Annotated in this window: 14 protein-coding genes; 5 read left to right on the top strand and 9 right to left on the bottom strand. The window is 68.6% G+C overall.

Going from position 1 to position 18002, the window contains the following annotated elements; genetic code table 11:
- Positions 1-15 precede the first annotated feature (15 nt).
- A complete protein-coding gene (ggt, locus tag RZE79_RS19975) occupies positions 16-1647 on the top strand; it encodes a gamma-glutamyltransferase (RefSeq protein ID WP_319356245.1) in 1632 nt (543 codons plus the stop codon).
- Positions 1648-1681: 34 nt separating this feature from the next.
- Here the strand turns inward: ggt and RZE79_RS19970 are convergent, their stop codons facing one another.
- The 8 genes from RZE79_RS19970 to RZE79_RS19935 all read right to left on the bottom strand — a co-directional run bounded on the left by RZE79_RS19970 (position 1682) and on the right by RZE79_RS19935 (position 10176).
- A complete protein-coding gene (locus RZE79_RS19970; RefSeq protein WP_319356243.1) occupies positions 1682-3046 on the bottom strand; it encodes an FAD-binding oxidoreductase in 1365 nt (454 codons plus the stop codon).
- An 8-nt stretch (positions 3047-3054) separates the two neighbouring features.
- On the bottom strand, positions 3055-3873 hold the full coding sequence (locus tag RZE79_RS19965) for an ABC transporter permease (protein ID WP_319356241.1): 819 nt from the start codon (positions 3871-3873) through the stop codon (positions 3055-3057).
- A complete protein-coding gene (locus RZE79_RS19960) occupies positions 3870-4706 on the bottom strand; it encodes an ABC transporter ATP-binding protein (RefSeq protein WP_319356240.1) in 837 nt (278 codons plus the stop codon). The genes RZE79_RS19965 and RZE79_RS19960 overlap by 4 nt, the downstream gene beginning before the upstream one ends.
- A gap of 13 nt (positions 4707-4719) precedes the next feature.
- Entirely contained in the window at positions 4720-5706 is a 987-nt protein-coding gene (locus tag RZE79_RS19955; RefSeq protein ID WP_153283455.1) for an ABC transporter substrate-binding protein, read from the bottom strand.
- Positions 5707-5767: 61 nt separating this feature from the next.
- A complete protein-coding gene (locus RZE79_RS19950) occupies positions 5768-6634 on the bottom strand; it encodes a creatininase family protein (protein WP_153283456.1) in 867 nt (288 codons plus the stop codon).
- 19 nt (positions 6635-6653) lie between these two features.
- Positions 6654-7925, bottom strand: coding sequence for an amidohydrolase family protein (locus RZE79_RS19945; protein ID WP_319361231.1), 1272 nt, complete (start codon positions 7923-7925; stop codon positions 6654-6656).
- 375 nt (positions 7926-8300) lie between these two features.
- Positions 8301-9410, bottom strand: coding sequence for a hypothetical protein (locus tag RZE79_RS19940; protein ID WP_319356236.1), 1110 nt, complete (start codon positions 9408-9410; stop codon positions 8301-8303).
- A 133-nt stretch (positions 9411-9543) separates the two neighbouring features.
- Complete coding sequence (locus RZE79_RS19935) at positions 9544-10176, bottom strand: TetR family transcriptional regulator C-terminal domain-containing protein (protein WP_153286029.1); 633 nt, start codon at positions 10174-10176, stop codon at positions 9544-9546.
- A 201-nt stretch (positions 10177-10377) separates the two neighbouring features.
- Between RZE79_RS19935 and RZE79_RS19930 the strand changes: the two genes are divergently transcribed.
- The gene (locus RZE79_RS19930; RefSeq protein ID WP_319356235.1) at positions 10378-12750 is read left to right on the top strand and encodes a DNA polymerase II; all 2373 of its coding nucleotides are present in this window, start codon (positions 10378-10380) and stop codon (positions 12748-12750) included.
- Here RZE79_RS19930 and prpR read toward each other — a convergent pair.
- Positions 12747-14705, bottom strand: coding sequence for a propionate catabolism operon regulatory protein PrpR (gene prpR / locus RZE79_RS19925; protein ID WP_319356233.1), 1959 nt, complete (start codon positions 14703-14705; stop codon positions 12747-12749). The two genes, RZE79_RS19930 and prpR, sit on opposite strands and share 4 nt — an antisense overlap.
- Positions 14706-14870: 165 nt before the next feature.
- Here prpR and RZE79_RS19920 point away from each other — a divergent pair, with 165 nt between their 5' ends.
- Genes RZE79_RS19920 through RZE79_RS19910 form a run of 3 tightly spaced genes read left to right on the top strand, consistent with a single transcriptional unit; the run spans position 14871 to position 17997 of the window.
- On the top strand, positions 14871-16070 hold the full coding sequence (locus tag RZE79_RS19920) for a CoA transferase (protein WP_319356231.1): 1200 nt from the start codon (positions 14871-14873) through the stop codon (positions 16068-16070).
- Positions 16067-17008, top strand: a complete 942-nt coding sequence (locus RZE79_RS19915; RefSeq protein ID WP_319356230.1) for a hydroxymethylglutaryl-CoA lyase — start codon at positions 16067-16069, stop codon at positions 17006-17008. The genes RZE79_RS19920 and RZE79_RS19915 overlap by 4 nt, the downstream gene beginning before the upstream one ends.
- A complete protein-coding gene (locus RZE79_RS19910) occupies positions 17005-17997 on the top strand; it encodes a tripartite tricarboxylate transporter substrate binding protein (protein ID WP_319356228.1) in 993 nt (330 codons plus the stop codon). The genes RZE79_RS19915 and RZE79_RS19910 overlap by 4 nt, the downstream gene beginning before the upstream one ends.
- Positions 17998-18002: the final 5 nt, after the last annotated feature.

Below are 18002 nucleotides of genomic sequence, written 5' to 3'. Positions count from 1 at the left end.
CGCGAAACACAAGTCATGAAAAAAGAAGCAATGGTGGTCTGCCCGCAGCCGGAGGCCGCCGAATCCGGCATCGACATCCTGCGCGCAGGCGGCAACGCGGTGGACGCCGCCGTGGCCACCGCGCTGGCGCAGACCGTGGTCGATCCGCTGATGTGCGGCATCGCAGGGTTTGGCACCGCCGCCGTGTACCTGCCCGGCGCGCAGGTGCATGAGTATTTCGACTTCCACTCGCCCGCGCCGCTGGCGGCCAGGGAAGACATGTGGGAGCACCTGCTGGAGGGCGAGACCAAGGACGGTTTCGGCTTCATCCTCAAGGGCCGCGTCAACGACATCGGCCCGCAGTCCATCGGCACGCCGGCCACGCTCAAGGGCCTGGAGGCCATGCATCAGGCGCACGGCCGACTGCCGTGGCAGCAGGTGGTGGAGCCCGCCATCCGCTGGGCCGCGGACGGCTACTTTGTGCGCCCCGGCATGCACGCCTTCTGGACCGACGAGCCCACCATGGGCCGCGTCGGCAACCTGGAGCGCCTGCAGTACTGCGAAGACAGCCGCCAGCTGTACTGCCGCCCCGACGGCCGCCCCAAGCCCATCGGTGCGCCGCTGCGCAACGAAGGCATGGCCGCCGTGCTGCGCCAGATTGCCGACGAAGGCGCGCGCCCGTTCTACCAGGGCGACCTGGCGCACAAGATGGTGACGCACCTGCAGTCGCTGGGCGCGCTGATCACGCACGACGACCTGGCCCGCTACCAGGTGCAGCGCAACGCGCCGCTGGTGGGCCGCTACCGCGACCGCACCATCACCACCAACCAGCCCCCGGGCGGCGGCGCCATGCTGCTGGAGATGCTCAACATCCTCGAGCACTTCGATCTGGCAGGCCTGGAGCACAACAGCCCCGCCTACCTGCAGACGGTGTGCGAGGCCATGAAGAAGGCGACGATCGACAAGGACCAGAACATCGGCGACCCGAAGTTCTTCGACGTGCCGCTCGATCAGTTGCTGTCCAAGGACATGGCCCGCGACGTGGCCAGGCAGATCCGCGCGGGCCATCGCTTCAGCGTGGAGCGCGTGAACCCCGGCGCGCCCGTGCCGCGCGACACCACCCACCTGAGCGTGGTCGACGCCGACGGCAACGCCGTCTCGCTGACCCACTCGCTGGCCATGCCCTCGGGCATCATCACGCCGGGCATGGGCTTCCTCTACAACGGCTGCATGGGCGTGTTCGACCCGCGCCCGGGCCGCGCCGGCAGCATCCAGCCGGGCAAGAGCCGCTTCACTTCGTCATGCCCCACCATGACCTTCAAGGACGGCGAACTCGACGTGGTGCTCGGCGCGCCCGGCGGCACGCAGATCGCCATGGGCGTGCTGCAGGTGCTGCTCAACGTGATCGACCACGGCATGGAAATGCAGGCAGCCGTGTCGGCGCCGCGCTTCTCGTCCACCAGCAATTCCATCGACGTGTGCAACCGCATTCCGCGGTCCACCACGCGCGCGCTGGAAGCACAGGGCTACGCCATTGGCCGCAACCCGTACAACTACACCATCGGCTGGGTGCACGGTGTGCAGGTCCAGGCCGATGGCCTGCACGGCGGCGCCGACCCCGGCCGCGATGGCGTGGCGTACCGGCTGCGCATGGACGCGGCGAACTGATCGGCAGCGAGGCCGGTCCCGCCGGCTGATTGGCTCAACCCGCGACAGGCACCGGCCAGTCGCGCAGCTTGCCCGGGTTGAGCAGCCCCATCGGATCGAAGCGCTTCTTCACCTCGATCACTTCGGGTGGCAGCGGCCCGCCGGCCTTGCCGTCTTCCACGATGTTCACGTGCGGGTTGTTGATGTGCACGTGGCGGGCGCGATGGATGTCGATGATCTCGTTCAGCCGCTCCTCGGTGCTGAAGCGCACGAGTTGCAGCCCGCTGCAGGTCAGCAGGCCCGCCACGTTGCGCAGGAACTCGACGTGCATCAGGACCTCGCCGCCCAGCAGCTTTTCCATCTCGATGATCTGCTCGACATGTTTGCCGGGAATGAACCCGCTCTGCAGGTAGGTCAGCGTCGGGTCGATCTTCAGCGCGTGCAGCGTGGTGTGGTTCCAGGTGAACTCCATGAGCGTGCGGTTGCTCTTCTGCACCTCGGCCGCGGTCTTGCGGTAGCCGACGGTGCCGCCGTGTGCTTCCACCAGCAGCATCATCGCGGGCTCGTTCGACTCGGCCACCAGCGACAGCACGGTGTGGCAACCCTTGGGCAGGTGCGCGGCCAGTTGCGCGAGGTGGTCGGCGACGGGCGCGGCGAAGAAGGTCACGCCACGCTTGATGATGCCCGGTGCGTTCGCGAGCTTGTCGGCGAAGTTCAGCGCGTTCTCGAAGCTGTCGAAGGTCACCAGCGTTTCGAGCCACGGATGGGCGGGTGCCAGCGCAATCTCCAGTTCGAGCACGAGGCCGTTGGTGCCCCACAGGTGGTGCATGCGCATGGCGTCGGGGCCGCGCAGCTCGACCACCTGCGGCTCGGGCTCGATGGTCATCGCGCGGATGCCGATCACGTTGCCCGGCGCGCTCAGCGGCCCGTAGTTGATCGAGCCCACGCCGCCGAAGCCGCCGCCGAAGAGGCCCCCCAAGGTCGCGCTGCGGTAGGTGGACGGCACGCAGCGCAGCTCCTGGCCGGTGGGCTTGGTCTGCTTCTCGAGCTCGCCCAGGCGGATGCCGGCCTGCGCGCGCGCCACGCCGGGCTGCACCCACAGGCAGGCGTTGTAGCCGGTCATGTCGAGCACGACGCCGCCTGCGAGCGGCGTGGTCTGGCCGTAGTTGCCGGTGCCGCTGCCGCGGATGGTGATGGGCACGCTGCGGCGCGCGCAGGCGCCGACCACGGCGCGGATTTCGTCTTCGGTGCGGGGGCGAACCACGACGTCGGCGCGCTTGTCTTTCAGCTGGCGCGTGAGCACCGGGCTGAACCACGAGAAGTCTTGCGACAGGCGCGTGACGCGGCCTTCGTCGGTGATCCAGTCGAGGTCGGGGAGTTCGAGCAGCAGTTGTTCGATGGCGGAAGCGGGAGCGTTCATGGTCAATGTCAATCCTGGGAAAGTTCGCTCGCATGCCACGAGCCCAGCGCCACCTTGGTGAGCCAGGCCATCAGCACGAAGAGCGCGACGCCGGTAAGAGAGATGAGCAGCAGGGCCGCGAACATGCGCGGAATGTTCAGCTGGAAGCCCGCCTGCAGGATCTGGTAGGCCAGCCCCGCGCCCGAGCCGCCCGTGCCCGCGACGAACTCCGCCACCACCGCGCCGATGAGCGCCAGGCCGCTGGAGATGCGCAGCCCACCGAAGAAGTAGGGCAGCGCGCTCGGAATGCGCAGGCGCACCAGCTGCTGCCAGCGCGTGGCGCGGTTCAGCTTGAAGTAGCTCTGCAGGTCGGGGTCGATGCTGCGCAGGCCGAGCGTGGTGTTGCTGATGATCGGGAACAGCGCCACCAGCGCCGCGCACACCGTCATGGCCGCCACCGGGTTTTTCACCCAGATGATGATCAGCGGCGCCACGGCCACGATGGGCGTCACCTGCAGCAGCACTGCGTACGGAAAGAGCGCGGTCTCGATGCGCTTGCTCTGCACGAACAGGAACGAGATGAGCACGCCCGCCACCGTCGCCAGCGCGAACGACAGCACCGTGATCTTCAGCGTGACCAGCAGCGCGCTGCCCAGCGGCGCCCAGTCGGTCACCAGCGTCTGCATCATGAGGTAGGGCGAGGGCACGAGGTAGGGCGGCAGCTCCATCGCGACCACCATCCATTGCCACAGCGCCACCAGCAGCACGCCGATGAGCACCGGGTAGAGCACGCGCTGCACGCGCGGCTGGCTCAGCAGCGGCACCGTGGGTTGGGTCGCTGTCTTCATGGCGCGGCCTCTTCTTCGGTGGTGCTGGCGCGCAGCAGGCTGTCCTGCAACTGCTTCGCGTAGCGCGCGAACCCGGGCGTGACCATGAAGTCGGCCTTGCGCGGATACGATTCGTCGATCTGGAACTGCTCGACCACGCGGCCCGGCCGTGCGGCCATCATCACCACGCGGCTCGACAGGAACACCGCCTCGTGGATCGAGTGCGTCACGAAGATCACCGTGAGCTTCTTCTTGCGCCACAGGTCGAGCAGGTCGGCGTCGAGCTTGTGGCGCGTGATCTCGTCGAGCGCGCCGAAGGGCTCGTCCATCAGCAGCAGATCGGGCTGCGTGACCAGGCCGCGCGCAATCGACACGCGCATCTGCATGCCGCCCGACAGCGCACGCGGCAAGGCGTCGGCGAACTTCTCCAGGCCCACCAGCGCGAGCGACTCCGCAACGCGCGCATCGGCTTCCTTGCGCGGCACGCCGGCCAGGTCCAGCGGCAGGCGCACGTTGGTCTGCACGCTGGCCCACGGCATCAGCGTGGCCGACTGGAACACGAACGACATCTTTCGCGTGCTGTCATGCAGCTGGCTCACGGGCTTGCGCCACACCAGCAAGCGGCCGTCGCTGGGCTCGAGCATGCCCGCCACCATCTTCAGCAGCGTGCTCTTGCCGCAGCCCGAGGGGCCGAGCAGCGTGACGAACTCGCCCTCGGCAATCGACAGGTCCACGGGCAGCAGCGCCTGCGTGCCGTTGGGGTAGGTCTTCTCGGCCGAGAGGATTTCGACGGCGGGCACCGGCGATGCGAGATCGGCCGGTGGCGCCAGGGTGTGGGGTTCGATGCGGTTCATAGCGCGGCGAGGTTCAGGGCAAGACCTTGGCTTCTTTCACGAACTCGGTCGTGTAGGTCTTGGCCAGATCGACCTTGGCCGGGTCGAGCAGCTTGGAAGCCACCAGGAAGTCGTAGCTCGCCTTGGCGCGCGCATCGGTGATCACGCCGATGCCGAGCTTGGCCGCGTCGCCGCCCGTGACCATGCCCATCTCCTTCAGCTTGGCCACGCTGTAGGCGAGCTGGTCGTCGGTCATGTTGGGGTTGTCTTTCTTGATGAGCGCGTTGGCCGGTGCCGGGTCGGCCAGGTAGCTCTTCCAGCCTTCGGCCGAGGCCTTCACGAAGGCGGCGACCTGCTTGCTGCGCTCCTTCACCGTCTTGTCCATGCACGACACGGTGACGGCGTACGAGGGATAGCCGTGGTCGCTGAACATGAGCACGGTGCTTTTCACGCCGGCCTTCTGGATGGCGTAGGGCTCGGAGGTCAGGTAACCCTGCTGCGCGGTGTTCGCGTCGGCCACGAAGGGCTGGATGTTGAAGGTATAGGGGCGCGTCTGTTCGTCCTTCAGGCCGAACCGGGCCTTGAGCCACGGCCAGTAGCCGCGGTTGGCCTGCGCGCCGATGAGCAGCGTCTTGCCCTTCAGGTCTTCGAACTTCTTGACGTCATCGTGCGCGATGAGCACCTGCGGGTCCTTCTGGAAGAAGGCCGCCACGTTGACGACCGGCACGCCGCCTTCGCGCACTTGCATCATCTGGATGTCGCTCGAACCCATGATGCAGTCGGCCTGTCCCGCGGCCATCATCTGCGTGATGTTGACCTGCGGGCCGCCCATCTTGATGGTCACGTCCAGGCCGTGCTTCTTGTAGATGCCCTGCGCCACCGCCTGGTAGAAGCCGCCGTGCTCGGCCTGCGCATACCAGTTGGTCATGTAGGTGAACTTGTCCTGGGCCTGCGCGGGCGCAGCGGCCGTGAGGAGCGACAGCGCGGCGGCGCCGGCCAGGGAAAGAGCGAAGGAACGCATGGTGGAGACCTTTCGAAGGCGGGATGAAAAAGAAGAAGAAAGCCGACGCAAGACGCGCGCCTCAGGCCGCGGCAACGAACGACTGCTGGATGAAGCCCTGCTGGTGGCCGCGCTCCCAGGTGGGCTCGTCGCGCACCACCCAGCGCAGCGCATGCAGCTCGGTCAGCGCCTGCGCCCAGCTGTCGGAGAGCGTCTCGAGAATCTCGATGCCCTGTTCGCGCGTGGCGCTGGTCGGGTCGCCGATGACGCCGCTCGGGCCGAAGTCGCGCGCGGTCCATGCGCAGGCGGGGCGGCCATCGGCCGACAGCAGCTTGATCGGGAAGGGCGGCGGAAAGTTGGCCGCCGCACGTTCCATGCGCACCGTGTCGGGCGCGAGCGCGAGCATCAGCGCGGTCTCTGAATGGCCGGCGTGCATGGACAGGCGCTTTTCCTGTTCGCTGATCTGCTTGCTCGATGCGTTCGGCAGGCGCGACACGCCATGCGGCACCACCACGAAGTCGCCATGCCGCAGCCGCAATTCGCGCGCCGCCATCTCCAGCACCTGCGGCTGGCCGCCGTGGCCGTTGGCGAACAGCAGCTTGCGAAAGCCCGCGCGGTAGACCGACTCGCCGATCTCCGTCACGGTCGAGAGCAGCGTGGTGCCGGTGAGCGTCATCGTGCCGGGGAAGTGCAGGTGCTCTTCCGACTTGCCGTAGGTGATGGTCGGCAGCGCGAAGGCGCGCACCTCGGCCGGCAGCTTCTCGAGCGCCCTGCCCATCACGCCCGAGGCGATCACGCTGTCGACCGAGCACGGCAGGTGCGGGCCGTGCTGCTCGATGGCGCCGCAGGGCAGCACGATGACCGTGTTCTCGCGATCGGGCAGCGCGGCGATTTCGGTCCAGCTCAGGTAGGGCAGGAAGCGGTGGGGCGGGATGTAGCCGTGGAGCATGGGTGTCCTTGTTCTTTGCTTACTTGGGGAGGAAGGGCGTGGCGTCGCCGTGCGTCACGCGGCCGTCGCGCAGCACCACGCGGGTGGCGGTGCGCGAGGGCCAGCCGTGGCGGTCGGCCTGGGTGAAGAGCACCAGGTCGGCCTTCGCGCCGACCAGCGTGGGCGCCGCCGTGGCGGGCGTGCGCTGCAGCCAGTCGCCGCGGCACAGCGCCTGCGACCAGATGTCGAAGGGTTCGTCCAGCTGCGCCACCAGCGCGGCCGTGCCCAGCGCCTCGACCGGGTCGAAGCTGCCGAGGCGGCAAAAAGGGTCTTGCACGTTGTCGCTCGCGAACAGCAGCGGAATGCCGCGCTCGCGCGCTTCCTTCACCAGCGTGATGCCGCGCAGCCGCGGCGTGCGGCCCGTCACCGCGTCCTGCAGCAGCAGGTTGGTGGCGGGCAGCGAGATCACGGTGATCGGCGCACGCGCCACCGCATCGAGCGTGGCAAGGGCCTGCGATTCAGGCTGCACCGCGAGCGCGCAGATGTGGCCGCAGACCACGCGGCCTTCGAAGCCGATCTCGCGGAGGATGCGCGCGGTGGTTTGCAGGCCGACTGCCGCTGCATTGAGTTCTTCATCGACGTGCAGGTCGATGTCCAGGTCGCAGGCCTGCGCTGCATGGAGCAGATTGCGCAGCGCGTTCTCGCTCCAGTTGGTCGAATGCACGAAGCCGCCGAGCAGCCCATGCGGTCCGGTGGCCTTCACCTGTTTCGCGAGGCGCAGCGCCTGCGCCGCGTCTTCGAACAGCGGCAGCTTGATGAGCGCGACCTGCTCCAGCCGCACCCGGCCGGCCCATTCCTGCGCCAGCTCGGCCATCACCGGCCAGGCCAGCGGCACCGCGTCGGGCTCCCACCAGTCGACGTGCGTGCGCACGTGTGTGGTGCCGCATTCCCAGGCCCACTGCAGGCCGCGCGATGCGCGCTCGCGCACATCGGCGGACGTCCACCGCACGCGGTCGGCCAGCATCGCGTCGATCGCGCCGAGCAGGCCGGGCTGCACCTTTTGCATGCGGGGGAGCGTGAAGGCCTTGTCCAGGTGCGTGTGGGCGTCGACGAAGCCGGGCAGGGCGAGCGTGCCGGCGAGGTCCCAACCGGACCCGGGCGTGCCGATGTCCGTCGCGGGCCGCACCGACCGGACGCGGCCTGCCTCGATGGCGACGCGTGTGAGTTCGGGCACGCCGTCGCGCTGCGGCCAGTCGGCGGGCAGCAGCCAGCGCGGCAGTCGCGCGTTGTCGAGCAGCACGGGCGCGTTCATGCCGTTCATGCCGTTCATAGGAAACGCGCCCCCGCCGGGTGCACGGGGGCGCTGGTTTCCATCAAAAAGGAGCGGGCGACGCACGGCTGCATGAATTTGACCAATTAATCAGAGCAAGTGGTCAGGTTATGCAAACGGCGTGCCAGTCCGGGTGCACCGGCTTGGGGCTCGCGCGGGCGGAAACCGCCCCGGGGGTCTACTCGAACGCGCGGTCGATCACGTAGCGCCAGCCGCCGATGCGCCGGGGGAGGCGGCGTCGGCCTTTCCGCGCACCGTGCGCTACACGCGGACGCCGCGTTCGCGCGGGCTGCTGCCGTTGCTCGACGGACTCGAGCGCTGGTCGAAGCAGCCCGGCGGAGCGGCCGTCGTCCGGCCTCAGCTGCCGTCCGAGATTTCCTTGCCGTCCGGCGTCAGGCACAGCGGCCCGGTGCAGGACAGCGAGCGCAGGAACACGGGCGTGTCGGGCAGGCCGAAGTAGCGCAGGCCGAGCGCGGTCTGGCCGTTGGCCTGCGTCGCATTGGCTTCCTGCAGGCCGAAGATGCTGTCGGGGTTGTCGAGGAACTCGTACTCGAAGCGGCTCGACTGCGTCGTGTCCTTCACGTAGAAGATGAACTGCTTCGAGTCCTCCATGAAGCGCGCCTTCAGCAGCCGGTAGCCCGCCGCGCCCTGTTCGCGGATCTGCGCCTTGACGTCGTCCTCGTCCCCGTCGACCACGCTCAGCGGGCTCAGCACGGCCTTGAGTTCGTAGCGTGCGGCACTGCTCTGGTCCTTGACGAAGAACTGCTGCGTGTGCCCGCGCAGCAGCGGCGTGACCCACGGCCTGAAGCCCTGGGCGCCCATCGCGTTCGCAAGGTTCGCGAAGTCGCCCGAGGTCGGCGGAATGTCGGCCGCCGCGAAGTCGAAGGTGGCCGACGAGCCCGCGTCCTTGCGGTAGAGCATGCCGAACTCGCCGTTGTTGTTCGAGTTGATGTCGATCATGCCGAGCAGCTTCACGAACACCATGCCCTTGGCGCCCTGCTCCTTCATCTGCTGCAGCAGGCGCGGCAGCGCGTCGCTCGACATGATGTCCACCTCGAAGCGCTTGTACTCGTAGGTGTAGGTGGTTTCGGTGTCCTTCACCATCATGAAATGGTCCTGCAGCGACACGATGTTGCCGCTCGACAGGCCGTCGACATAGCGGTAGCCCGCGGCGCCTTCGCGGTTGAGCAGGGCGATGTAGTCGTCGTAGCGCTTCTCGGCCGGCTCGGTGGCCGGGTCCCGGTCCTGCTGGAAGTTCAGGAACTTGTAGTGGGCGCTGATCGCCGCCGGTGCTGGGGCGGGCGCGGGCGCCGGGGGCGGCGGCGGTGGAGGGGGCGGCGCAGGCGGCGGTGGGACCTGATCCGGCGGCGGCGGCAGCCCGAACGACGGGCCGCCTCCGCCGCCACCCCCGCAGGCCGCCAGCGCCACGGCGACACCTGCTGCGGCCAAGAACATTCGTGTATTCATGATCCTCTTCCTCCTGTGTACGGATGCACCAGGCCGGGACATCCGGCTGGGACCGTGCGAAGGTAGAGGCGCGGCACTGCGGCGAACAGTGTCGAAAGTCACTCGCCGAACAGGTGCTCCCCAGAGGGGATGACTACGCTTCGATGCCGCAGCCGCCCAGCACGAACGCCACCAGTTCCCGCGCGATCGGTTCGCGGTCGATGGGCGCGTCCGGCGGCAGGCCGAGCATCACGCGCGTCTGGATCGCGTAGTCGGCGTAGCTCTGGGTCATGGCCCAGATGTGCATCAGCAGCAGGCGCGCATCGAGCGGGCGCATCTGCCCGCGCGCGATCCAGCCGTTGATGATGTCGACCTTCTTCTGCGTCCAGGCCTGCGCGTTGGGCCAGTAGCGGTCGAGGTTGCGGCCGCCGTCGAGCACTTCGCGCGTGAAGATGCGCGAGATCTCGGGGTTGTCGAACGCGTGGTCGAGCTTCTTGCGGATGTAGTCGCCCAGCACCGTGGCCGGGCCGCTGGCGTCCTCGAACGAGAACACCACCTTCCAGGCATGCAGCACCTGCATCAGCAGCTCTTCGTAGAGCTCTTCCTTGCCGGCGATGTAGTAGTGCAGCTGGGGCTTGGTGAGGCCGGCGCGCGCGGCGATGGCCTGGGTGGAGGTGCCCTTCAGGCCGTGCAGGCTGAACTCGGTCACCGCCGCCGTGCGGATGGCCGCCATGATGCGTTCACGCCCCGGCCGCGCACGCGACAGCGGGCCGTCGGGGGCGGGCATTTCCTGGGCGATGGCAGGGGGCACGGAAGCGGTGTCGACGTTCATGGGCATGAGAGGGGCGGCGTGGCCCGGTCGATGGTAATCCTTGGGATGCAGTCGGACGCGTGCGTTGGAAGTTGCGGCGACAGCCGCCGACACGGCCGGGTGAAAATCTCCCCACCCCAAGTCCGCTTTCCCCTCGACCCGAATCCCCAAGCTCTCGTGACATCCACCGACCTCAACGGCTTCATCCTCACGCGCCACTGGCGTGATGCACACGCCGGCACCGAGATCGCGTACTGGCTGGCCACGGAGGCAGGGCCGAGGAAAGTGGTGCTGACCTCCCGCAGCAGCGTCGCGTTCGTTGCCGTCCGCCACCGGGCGGCGGTGGAAGCCCACCTCGCGGCCATGCCGGGCGTGCAGCTGCGCGAGCTCGAGCTCCAGAGCTTCCAGCAGGAACCCGTCCTCGGTGTCTATGCGACGCACTTCCGTCAGCTCGGCCGGCTGGCACGCGCGCTGCAGGCGCAGGGCATCCCTTTGCTCGAAGCCGACGTGCGCCCGCACGACCGCTACCTGATGGAGCGCTTCATCACCGCCGGCGTGCGGGTCGAAGGCGGGCGGGCAGAGGGCGCCGCGATCGTCGATTGCAAGCTCAAGCCCGCGCCCGAGTTCCGGCCGGTGCTGAAGGTCGTGTCGCTGGACATCGAGACGAGCCAGCATGAAGGGCTCTATTCGATCGCGCTGGACGGCATGCCGGAGCGTGTCGTCTTCATGCTCGGCGAACCGCCGTCCGCACCGGACGAGCCGATGGATTTTTCGCTCGTCTACTGCCCGACCCGCAAGGCCATGATCGAGCAGCTCAACGACTGGTTCGAGCGCAACGACCCCGACGTCGTCATTGGCTGGAACGTCATCCAGTTCGACCTGCGCGTGCTGCAGAAGACCGCCGACGATTGCGGCGTGCCGTTCCTCCTGGGGCGCGAGCGCCGCCCCATCGAGTGGCGCACCCATCCGGGCAAGCAGGGCTACCTGTTCGCGCCGACGCCGGGCCGCGTCATCCTCGACGGCATCGATGCGCTCAAGGCCGCGGTGTGGAGCTTTCCGTCGTTCAGCCTCGAGTCCGTCTCGCAAGCGCTGCTCGGCGAAGGCAAGGCCATCGGCGACGCGTACGACAAGATGGCGGAGATCGAGCGGCGGTATCAGGAAGACAAGCCTGCGCTGGCGCTCTACAACATCCGCGACTGCGAGCTGGTGCTGCGCATCTTCGACAAGGCGAAGCTGCTGCAGTTCATGATGGAGCGGGCCCAGGCTACGGGCCTGCAGGCCGACCACTTCGGCGGCTCCATCGCCGCGTTCAGCCACCACTACCTGCCGCGCATGCACCGCATGGGCTACGTGGCGCCGAGCGTGGGCGAGATCGCGAGCAAGGCCTATCCCGGCGGCTACGTGATGGACTCGAAGCCGGGCTTCTACGACTCCGTCGTGGTGCTGGACTACAAGAGCCTGTACCCCTCGATCATCCGGACCTTTCTCGTCGATCCGGTGGGGCTCGTCGAGGGCTCGAACGCCGCCGACCCGAGCGGGCTCATCCAGGGACCGCAGGGCACCGTCTTCTCGCGCGACCGGCACTGCCTGCCGGAGATCGTCACCACGCTGTGGCGCGCGCGGGACGAGGCCAAGCGCACGAAGAACGAGCCGCTGTCGCAGGCGCTGAAGCTGCTCATGAACTCCTTCGCCGGCGTGCTGGGCGCGTCCGAGTGCCGGTTCTTCAACCCCAAGCTGGTGTCCGCCGTGACCCTTCGCGGGCACGAGATGATGAAGCTCACGCGCGAGTTCGTGGAGCAGCGTGGCTACGAGGCCATCTACGGCGACACCGACTCCATCTTCATCTGGCTCAAGCGCACCCACACCAACGAAGAGGCGCATGCCGTCGCGGCCCGCCTTGCGGCCGACATCAACGCGTGGTGGGCGCGCACGCTGCGCGACGAGCAGGGCCTGGAGAGCTTTCTCGAGATCGAGGTCGACACGCACTACAAGAAGTTCTTCATGCCCACCATCCGCGGCTCGGAGGTCGGCAGCAAGAAGCGCTACGCGGGCCTGAGCGTGGACGCCGCGGGCAAGGAGGAGATGGTGTACCGCGGCCTCGAGATGGCGCGCAGCGACTGGACCCCGCTGGCGCGCCAGTTCCAGGAAGGCCTGCTGTCACGCATCTTCCAGGGCGAGCCGTACAAGGCGTTCGTGGCCGACTATGCAAGGTCGACGCTGGCAGGTGCCAAGGACGACCTGCTCATCTACCGCAAGCGCCTGCGCCACCAGCTCGATGCGTACCTGGTCAACGTGCCGCCGCAGGTGCGGGCCGCGCGCATTGCCGACGACCACAACGGCCGCGTCGGCCGGCCCCAGCAGTATCAGAAGGGCGGCTGGATTCAATACGTCATGACGCAGAACGGGCCGGAGCCGCTGGAAACCCGCCGCTCGCGCATCGACTACGAGCACTACCTGACGCGGCAGCTGCAGCCGATCGCCGATGCCATCCTTCAACCGATGGGGGACAGCTTCATGGCCTTGACGACTTCGCAACGCGGACTGTTCTAGCCCGCTGCCTCGGTGCCGTGTTCACGCATCCAGCGCCACAGCGTGGAGCGGCTCACGCCGAGTTGCCGGGCTGCGGCCTGGCGGTTGCCGCCCTGGGCCTGCAGTGCCGCAGCCACGCGCGCAGCGTTCAGCCCAGTGTCGTCGGCCATCTCGGCGGCGGCATCGGCGAACAGCTCCGGCAGGTCGTGCCGCAGCTCGTCGTAGCGAACGTCCTCGAGGCGGTCGAACTGCAGGAGGAACACGGCGATGCGCTCGCCGAGGTTTTCCAGCTCGCGGATGTTGCCGGGCCAGTCGTAGGCGCGCAGGCGCGGCAGCAGCGGCGCCAGCGCGCGCACCGGGTCCAGGCGCGTGCCCAGCCGCTGCAGGCAGCGGTCGACCTGCGCTTCGGCCAGCGGCGCGATGTCTTCGCGGCGCTCGCGCAAAGGCGGCAGCGGCAGGCGCAGCGTGTTGAGGCGGTAGAACAGGTCTTGCCGGAAGCGGCGCTCGGCAATCATGTCGTTCAGCGGCTGGTGCGTGGCGGCGATCACGCGCACGTCGACCGGAATGGCGGCCGTGGCGCCGAGCCGCGTGATCTCGCGCTCCTGCAGCACGCGCAGCAGGCGCGTCTGCAGCTGCAGCGGCATGTCGCCGATCTCGTCGAGGAAGAGGGTGCCCGTGTGCGCCGCCTCGAACAGGCCGCGCTTGCCGCCGCGGCGTGAGCCGGTGAAGGCGCCTTCCTCGTAGCCGAACAGCTCGCTTTCCAGCAGCGCTTCGGGAAAGGCCGCGCAATTGACGGCGACGAAGGGCCGCCCCGCGCGCACGCTTTCGTTGTGGATCGATTGCGCGAACAGCTCCTTGCCGACGCCGCTCTCGCCGGCGATCAGCACCGTGAGGTCGGTGCGCGCGAAGCGCCGCGCGGTCTGCACCGCACGCACGAAGGCCGGGCTCTGGCCGATGAGGTTGGCGAAGCGGTGGCGCGCCGCGCTCTGGCGCCGGCCCTGCTGGATGCGCAGGCTGGTGTCGGCTTCCTGGATGGTGCGCGCGTCGTACAGCGTGAGGGCGGCGCCGACGATCTCGCCGTGCTCGCGGATCGGCGTGCGGTTGACCACCCAGTCGCGCTGCGCAAAACGCTGCACCACGGCGCGCTCGACCTGTCCGCTGTCGAGCGTCGGCTGCAGCGACAGCTCGGGCTCGATCGCCTCCAGCGACTGGCCGATGAGCCGCGCGTGCGGCGGGCCGAGCAGCTGCTGCATCGGCGGGTTGACCGCGATCACGCGGTTGTCGCGGTTCACCGCGAGCACGGCCTCCTGCAGGTTGTGCAGCACGCCGTTGAGCTGCTCGTAGCGGCCGGCTTCGAGCCGCGCCACGCGCGCGAGTTCGAGCGCGTCTTCGAAACCCTTGCGCACGCTGCCCAGCGAGTAGGCGAGCAGCCCGTGCAGGCCGGCCTGTTCCGCGAGTTCGACGACGAGGCTGGAGCCGACGATCACCTCGAAGCCCTCGCGCCGCAGCTGCTCGAAACGCTGGCGCGCGTCGTCGGGCGTCTGGTAGGCGTGCTGCACCACCTCGATGTTGAGCAGGTCCTTCACCTCGTCGAGTTCGGGAATGGTCTGGCCGTACATGACGACGCCGACGCGGCTGGACATGCGCCGCGCCTTGATGAGCGCCTGCAGCAGATCGAAGCCGCTCAGCTGGATGGTGGCGACGGGCGCTTGCAGGCCGGCGCGCAGGATGCTCGCGTTCGAGCCCGCGCTCACGAAGGCATCGACGAGGCCGCGCTCGAGGCGATCGCGCGCGATGGCGAGCGCGTCGCCGAAGGTGCCGTCGACCACCTCGATCTCGGCGCGGCCGGTGTACTCCGCCACCACCGGCATCGCGAACCCGCGGATCTGCCGGTAGCTCAGGAAGCACAGGCGCGGCAGTTCACCGCTGCGCACGGAAGCCGGGAAAAAGTGAGGGGAAGCGCGGTCGCTGGGCATGTCGCATTGAAACATAGTGATGTTTCATCGATGTCGCAATGCAACGTCGATTGACAGTCGGCGGAACGCCAATCCCTTTCAAATCAATCACTTGCGCGCGTTCCGGGCGCTGGCACGCCCCCTGCGATAGCTGGGGCATTCGCCAACCTTTCGGAGACATTGAACGTGGCACTCGAACACATCACCGTGCTGGACCTGACGCACATGCTGTCCGGCCCCTACGGCACCATGCTGCTGGCCGACCTCGGTGCGCGCACCATCAAGGTCGAGCCGCCCGGCAGCGGCGAAGGCACCCGCCGCCTGCTGGAGAACGATCCGCACTATTCGCGCGACGGCATGGGCGCGTACTACCTCACGCTCAACCGCAACAAGCAGAGCGTGTGCGTCGACCTCAAGACGCCGGCCGGCAAGGCGGTGTTTCTGGACCTCGTGCGCAAGGCCGACGTGGTGTTCGACAACTTCAGCGTCGGCGTGACCGAACGGCTGGGCATCGACCACGCGTCGCTTGCCGCCGTGAACCCGCGCATCGTCACCTGCTCGGTCACCGGCTTCGGCCAGACCGGCCCGCACACGCAGCGCCCGGCCTTCGACCAGGTGGTGCAGGCGATGGGCGGCGGCATGTCGATCACCGGCACGCCCGAGACGGGCCCGACGCGCAGCGGCATCCCGATCGGCGACCTCGGCGGCGGCATGTTCGGCGCGATGGGCGTGCTGGCTGCATTGGTGGAGCGCGACCAGACCGGCAAGGGCCAGCACGTCGACGTGTCGATGCTCGATGCGCAGATCTCGCTGCTCAACTACATGGCGACGATGCACCTGCTGTCGGGCCACGTGCCCGAAGGCATCGGCAACGGCCACTTCGTGCATGTGCCGTACAACAGCTACCCGACGGCCGACGGGCACGTGATCATTGCCTGCATCGGCGATCCGTTCTTTGATCGCTTCGTCGAGTTCATCGACCTGCCGGCGCTGCGCAAGCCCGAATACCGCCAGCAGCCGGTGCGCTTCGCGGCCAAGGCCGAGATCGATGCGGTGGTCGGCGAAGCGATGCGCAAGCAACCGACGGCCCATTGGCTCGAACGCCTGCGCGAGGCGCGCATTCCGTGCGGCCCGGTCAACAACTTCGAGCAGGCGCTCAACGATGCGCAGGTGCTGGCGCGCGACATGGTGGTCGAGGTGCCGCTGAAGACCGGTGAGCGCGTGCGCATGCCGGGCAACCCGATCAAGCTGTCGGCGGCCGACCAGGGCAGGGCGTTCACCTGCCCGCCGGCGCTCGGTGAAAACACGCGACAGGTGCTGGTCGACCTCGTCGGCTACGCACCCGACAAGCTCGAAGCGCTGCGCGCCGAAGGGGCGATTGCATGAGCGCGAAGGAAGCGATTCACATCACCGACGTCGCGCCGCGCGACGGCTTGCAGAACCAGGCGGTCCACGTCGACACCGAAGGCAAGCTGCGACTCATCGAACTGCTGGTCGAGGCCGGCCTGCGCAGCATCGAGGCGACCAGTTTCGTCTCGCCGAAGGCCGTGCCGCAGATGGCCGACGCCGCCGAGCTCGTGCCGCTGGTGCAGGCGCGCTTCGCGGCGCTGCGCACCTCGGTGCTGGTGCCCAACCTCAAGGGGCTGGAGCGCGCGCACGCGGCCGGCGCGCAAGAGATCGCCGTCGTGCTCTCGGCCACCGAGACCATGAACCGCAAGAACATCAACATGGGGCTCGACCAGGCGACCGAGGTGAGCGAGCAGACGATCGCCGCCGCGCGTGCGCTGGGCCTGCGCACGCGCGCCTATGTGGCCGTGGCCTTCGACTGTCCCTTCGAGGGCGAGACGCCGCTGGACGACGTGCTGCGCCTGTCGGCCCGCATGCATGCGGCGGCGGCCGACGAGATCGTCATCGCCGACACCATCGGCTCGGCCTCGCCGGGCCAGGTGAAGGCGCGCGTGGCGGCGCTGCGCGGCGTGGTGCCGATCGAGCGCCTCGCGGTGCACCTGCACGACACGCGCGGCATGGGCGTGGCCAATGCATGGGCGGCGCTCGAAGCCGGCGTGCGCCGCTTCGATGCGAGCGTCGGCGGCATCGGCGGCTGTCCATTTGCGCCCGGCGCAGCCGGCAATGTGGCGACGGAAGACCTCGTGCTCATGGCCGAGCGCAGCGGCTTCGCCACCGGCATCTCGCTCGCCGGCCTGCTCGCGGCGGTCGACTTCGCACAGGACGCACTGCGCAAGCCGCTCGGCGGCCGCGCCATCACCTGGCTGCGCCGCCAGCGTGAGAAAGACACACAAGACAACACCCGGAGACTTGCATGAACCCCACCTTTCACCTTCCTCATCCCAACCGGCGCCAGATGCTCGCCGGCCTCGCGTCGCTCGCCGCCATCGGCTCGGGCGGCGGCGCCTTCGCGCAAGGCGCCAAGTACCCGAGCAAGGCCGTCACCCTCGTGGTGCCGTACTCGGCAGGCGGCGGCACCGACATCGTCGGCCGCCTCATGGCGCAGCGCCTGTCGGAGCTGTGGGGCCAGTCGGTGGTGGTCGACAACCGCACCGGCGCCAACGGCGTGATCGGCTCCAGCACCGTCGCGCGCGCGGCGCCCGACGGCCACACGCTGCTGCTCGTGGTGGGCTCGCACGCGGTCAACCCGGTGCTGATGAAGTCGCTGCCCTACGACACCGACAAGGCCTTCACGCCCATCACCAACATCGCGAATTCGCCCTCGGTGCTGGTGGTGCAGGCCAACGGTCCCTACAAGACGCTGGCCGACCTGCTGGCCGCGGCGCGAAAGGACGAGCTGGGCTGCGGCTACTCGGAAGGGCAGACGCGCCTGACCGGCGAACTGATCCGCCAGGTCGGCCACCTCAAGCTGACCGGCGTGCCCTACAAGGGCGGCGCGCCGATCATGGTCGACATCATCGGCGGCCACCTGCCGATGGGCGTGACCAGCGTGCTCACGGCGCTGCCGCACGTGCGCTCGGGCGCGCTGCGCGTGGTGGGCGTCGCGGCCGATCGCCGCATGCCGCTGTTCCCCGATGCGATGACCTTCAAGGAAGCGGGCCTGAACGGTGTCGAGTCGCTGAGCTGGTACGGCCTGTTCGGCCCGGCCGGCCTGCCGGCGCCGATCGTGGCGCAGATCAACCAGGACCTGAAGAAAGTCACGGCCGACCCCGCGGTGCAAAAGCAGATGCATGACCAGGGCGCCGACATCACGCTCACGCCACCGGCCGAGTTCCGCACCTTCCTGGCGAGCGAGACGAAGAAGTGGTCGCTCGTCGCGCAGCGCGGCGGCATCACGGCGGAGTAAGCGGG

Origin of the sequence: Variovorax sp. EBFNA2 (genome assembly GCF_033802765.1) — a bacterium.
Taxonomy (GTDB): Bacteria; Pseudomonadota; Gammaproteobacteria; order Burkholderiales; family Burkholderiaceae_C; genus Variovorax; species Variovorax paradoxus_H.
The sequence above is the reverse complement of the archived record's forward strand: the minus strand, read 5'-3'. Positions and strand labels throughout refer to the sequence as shown.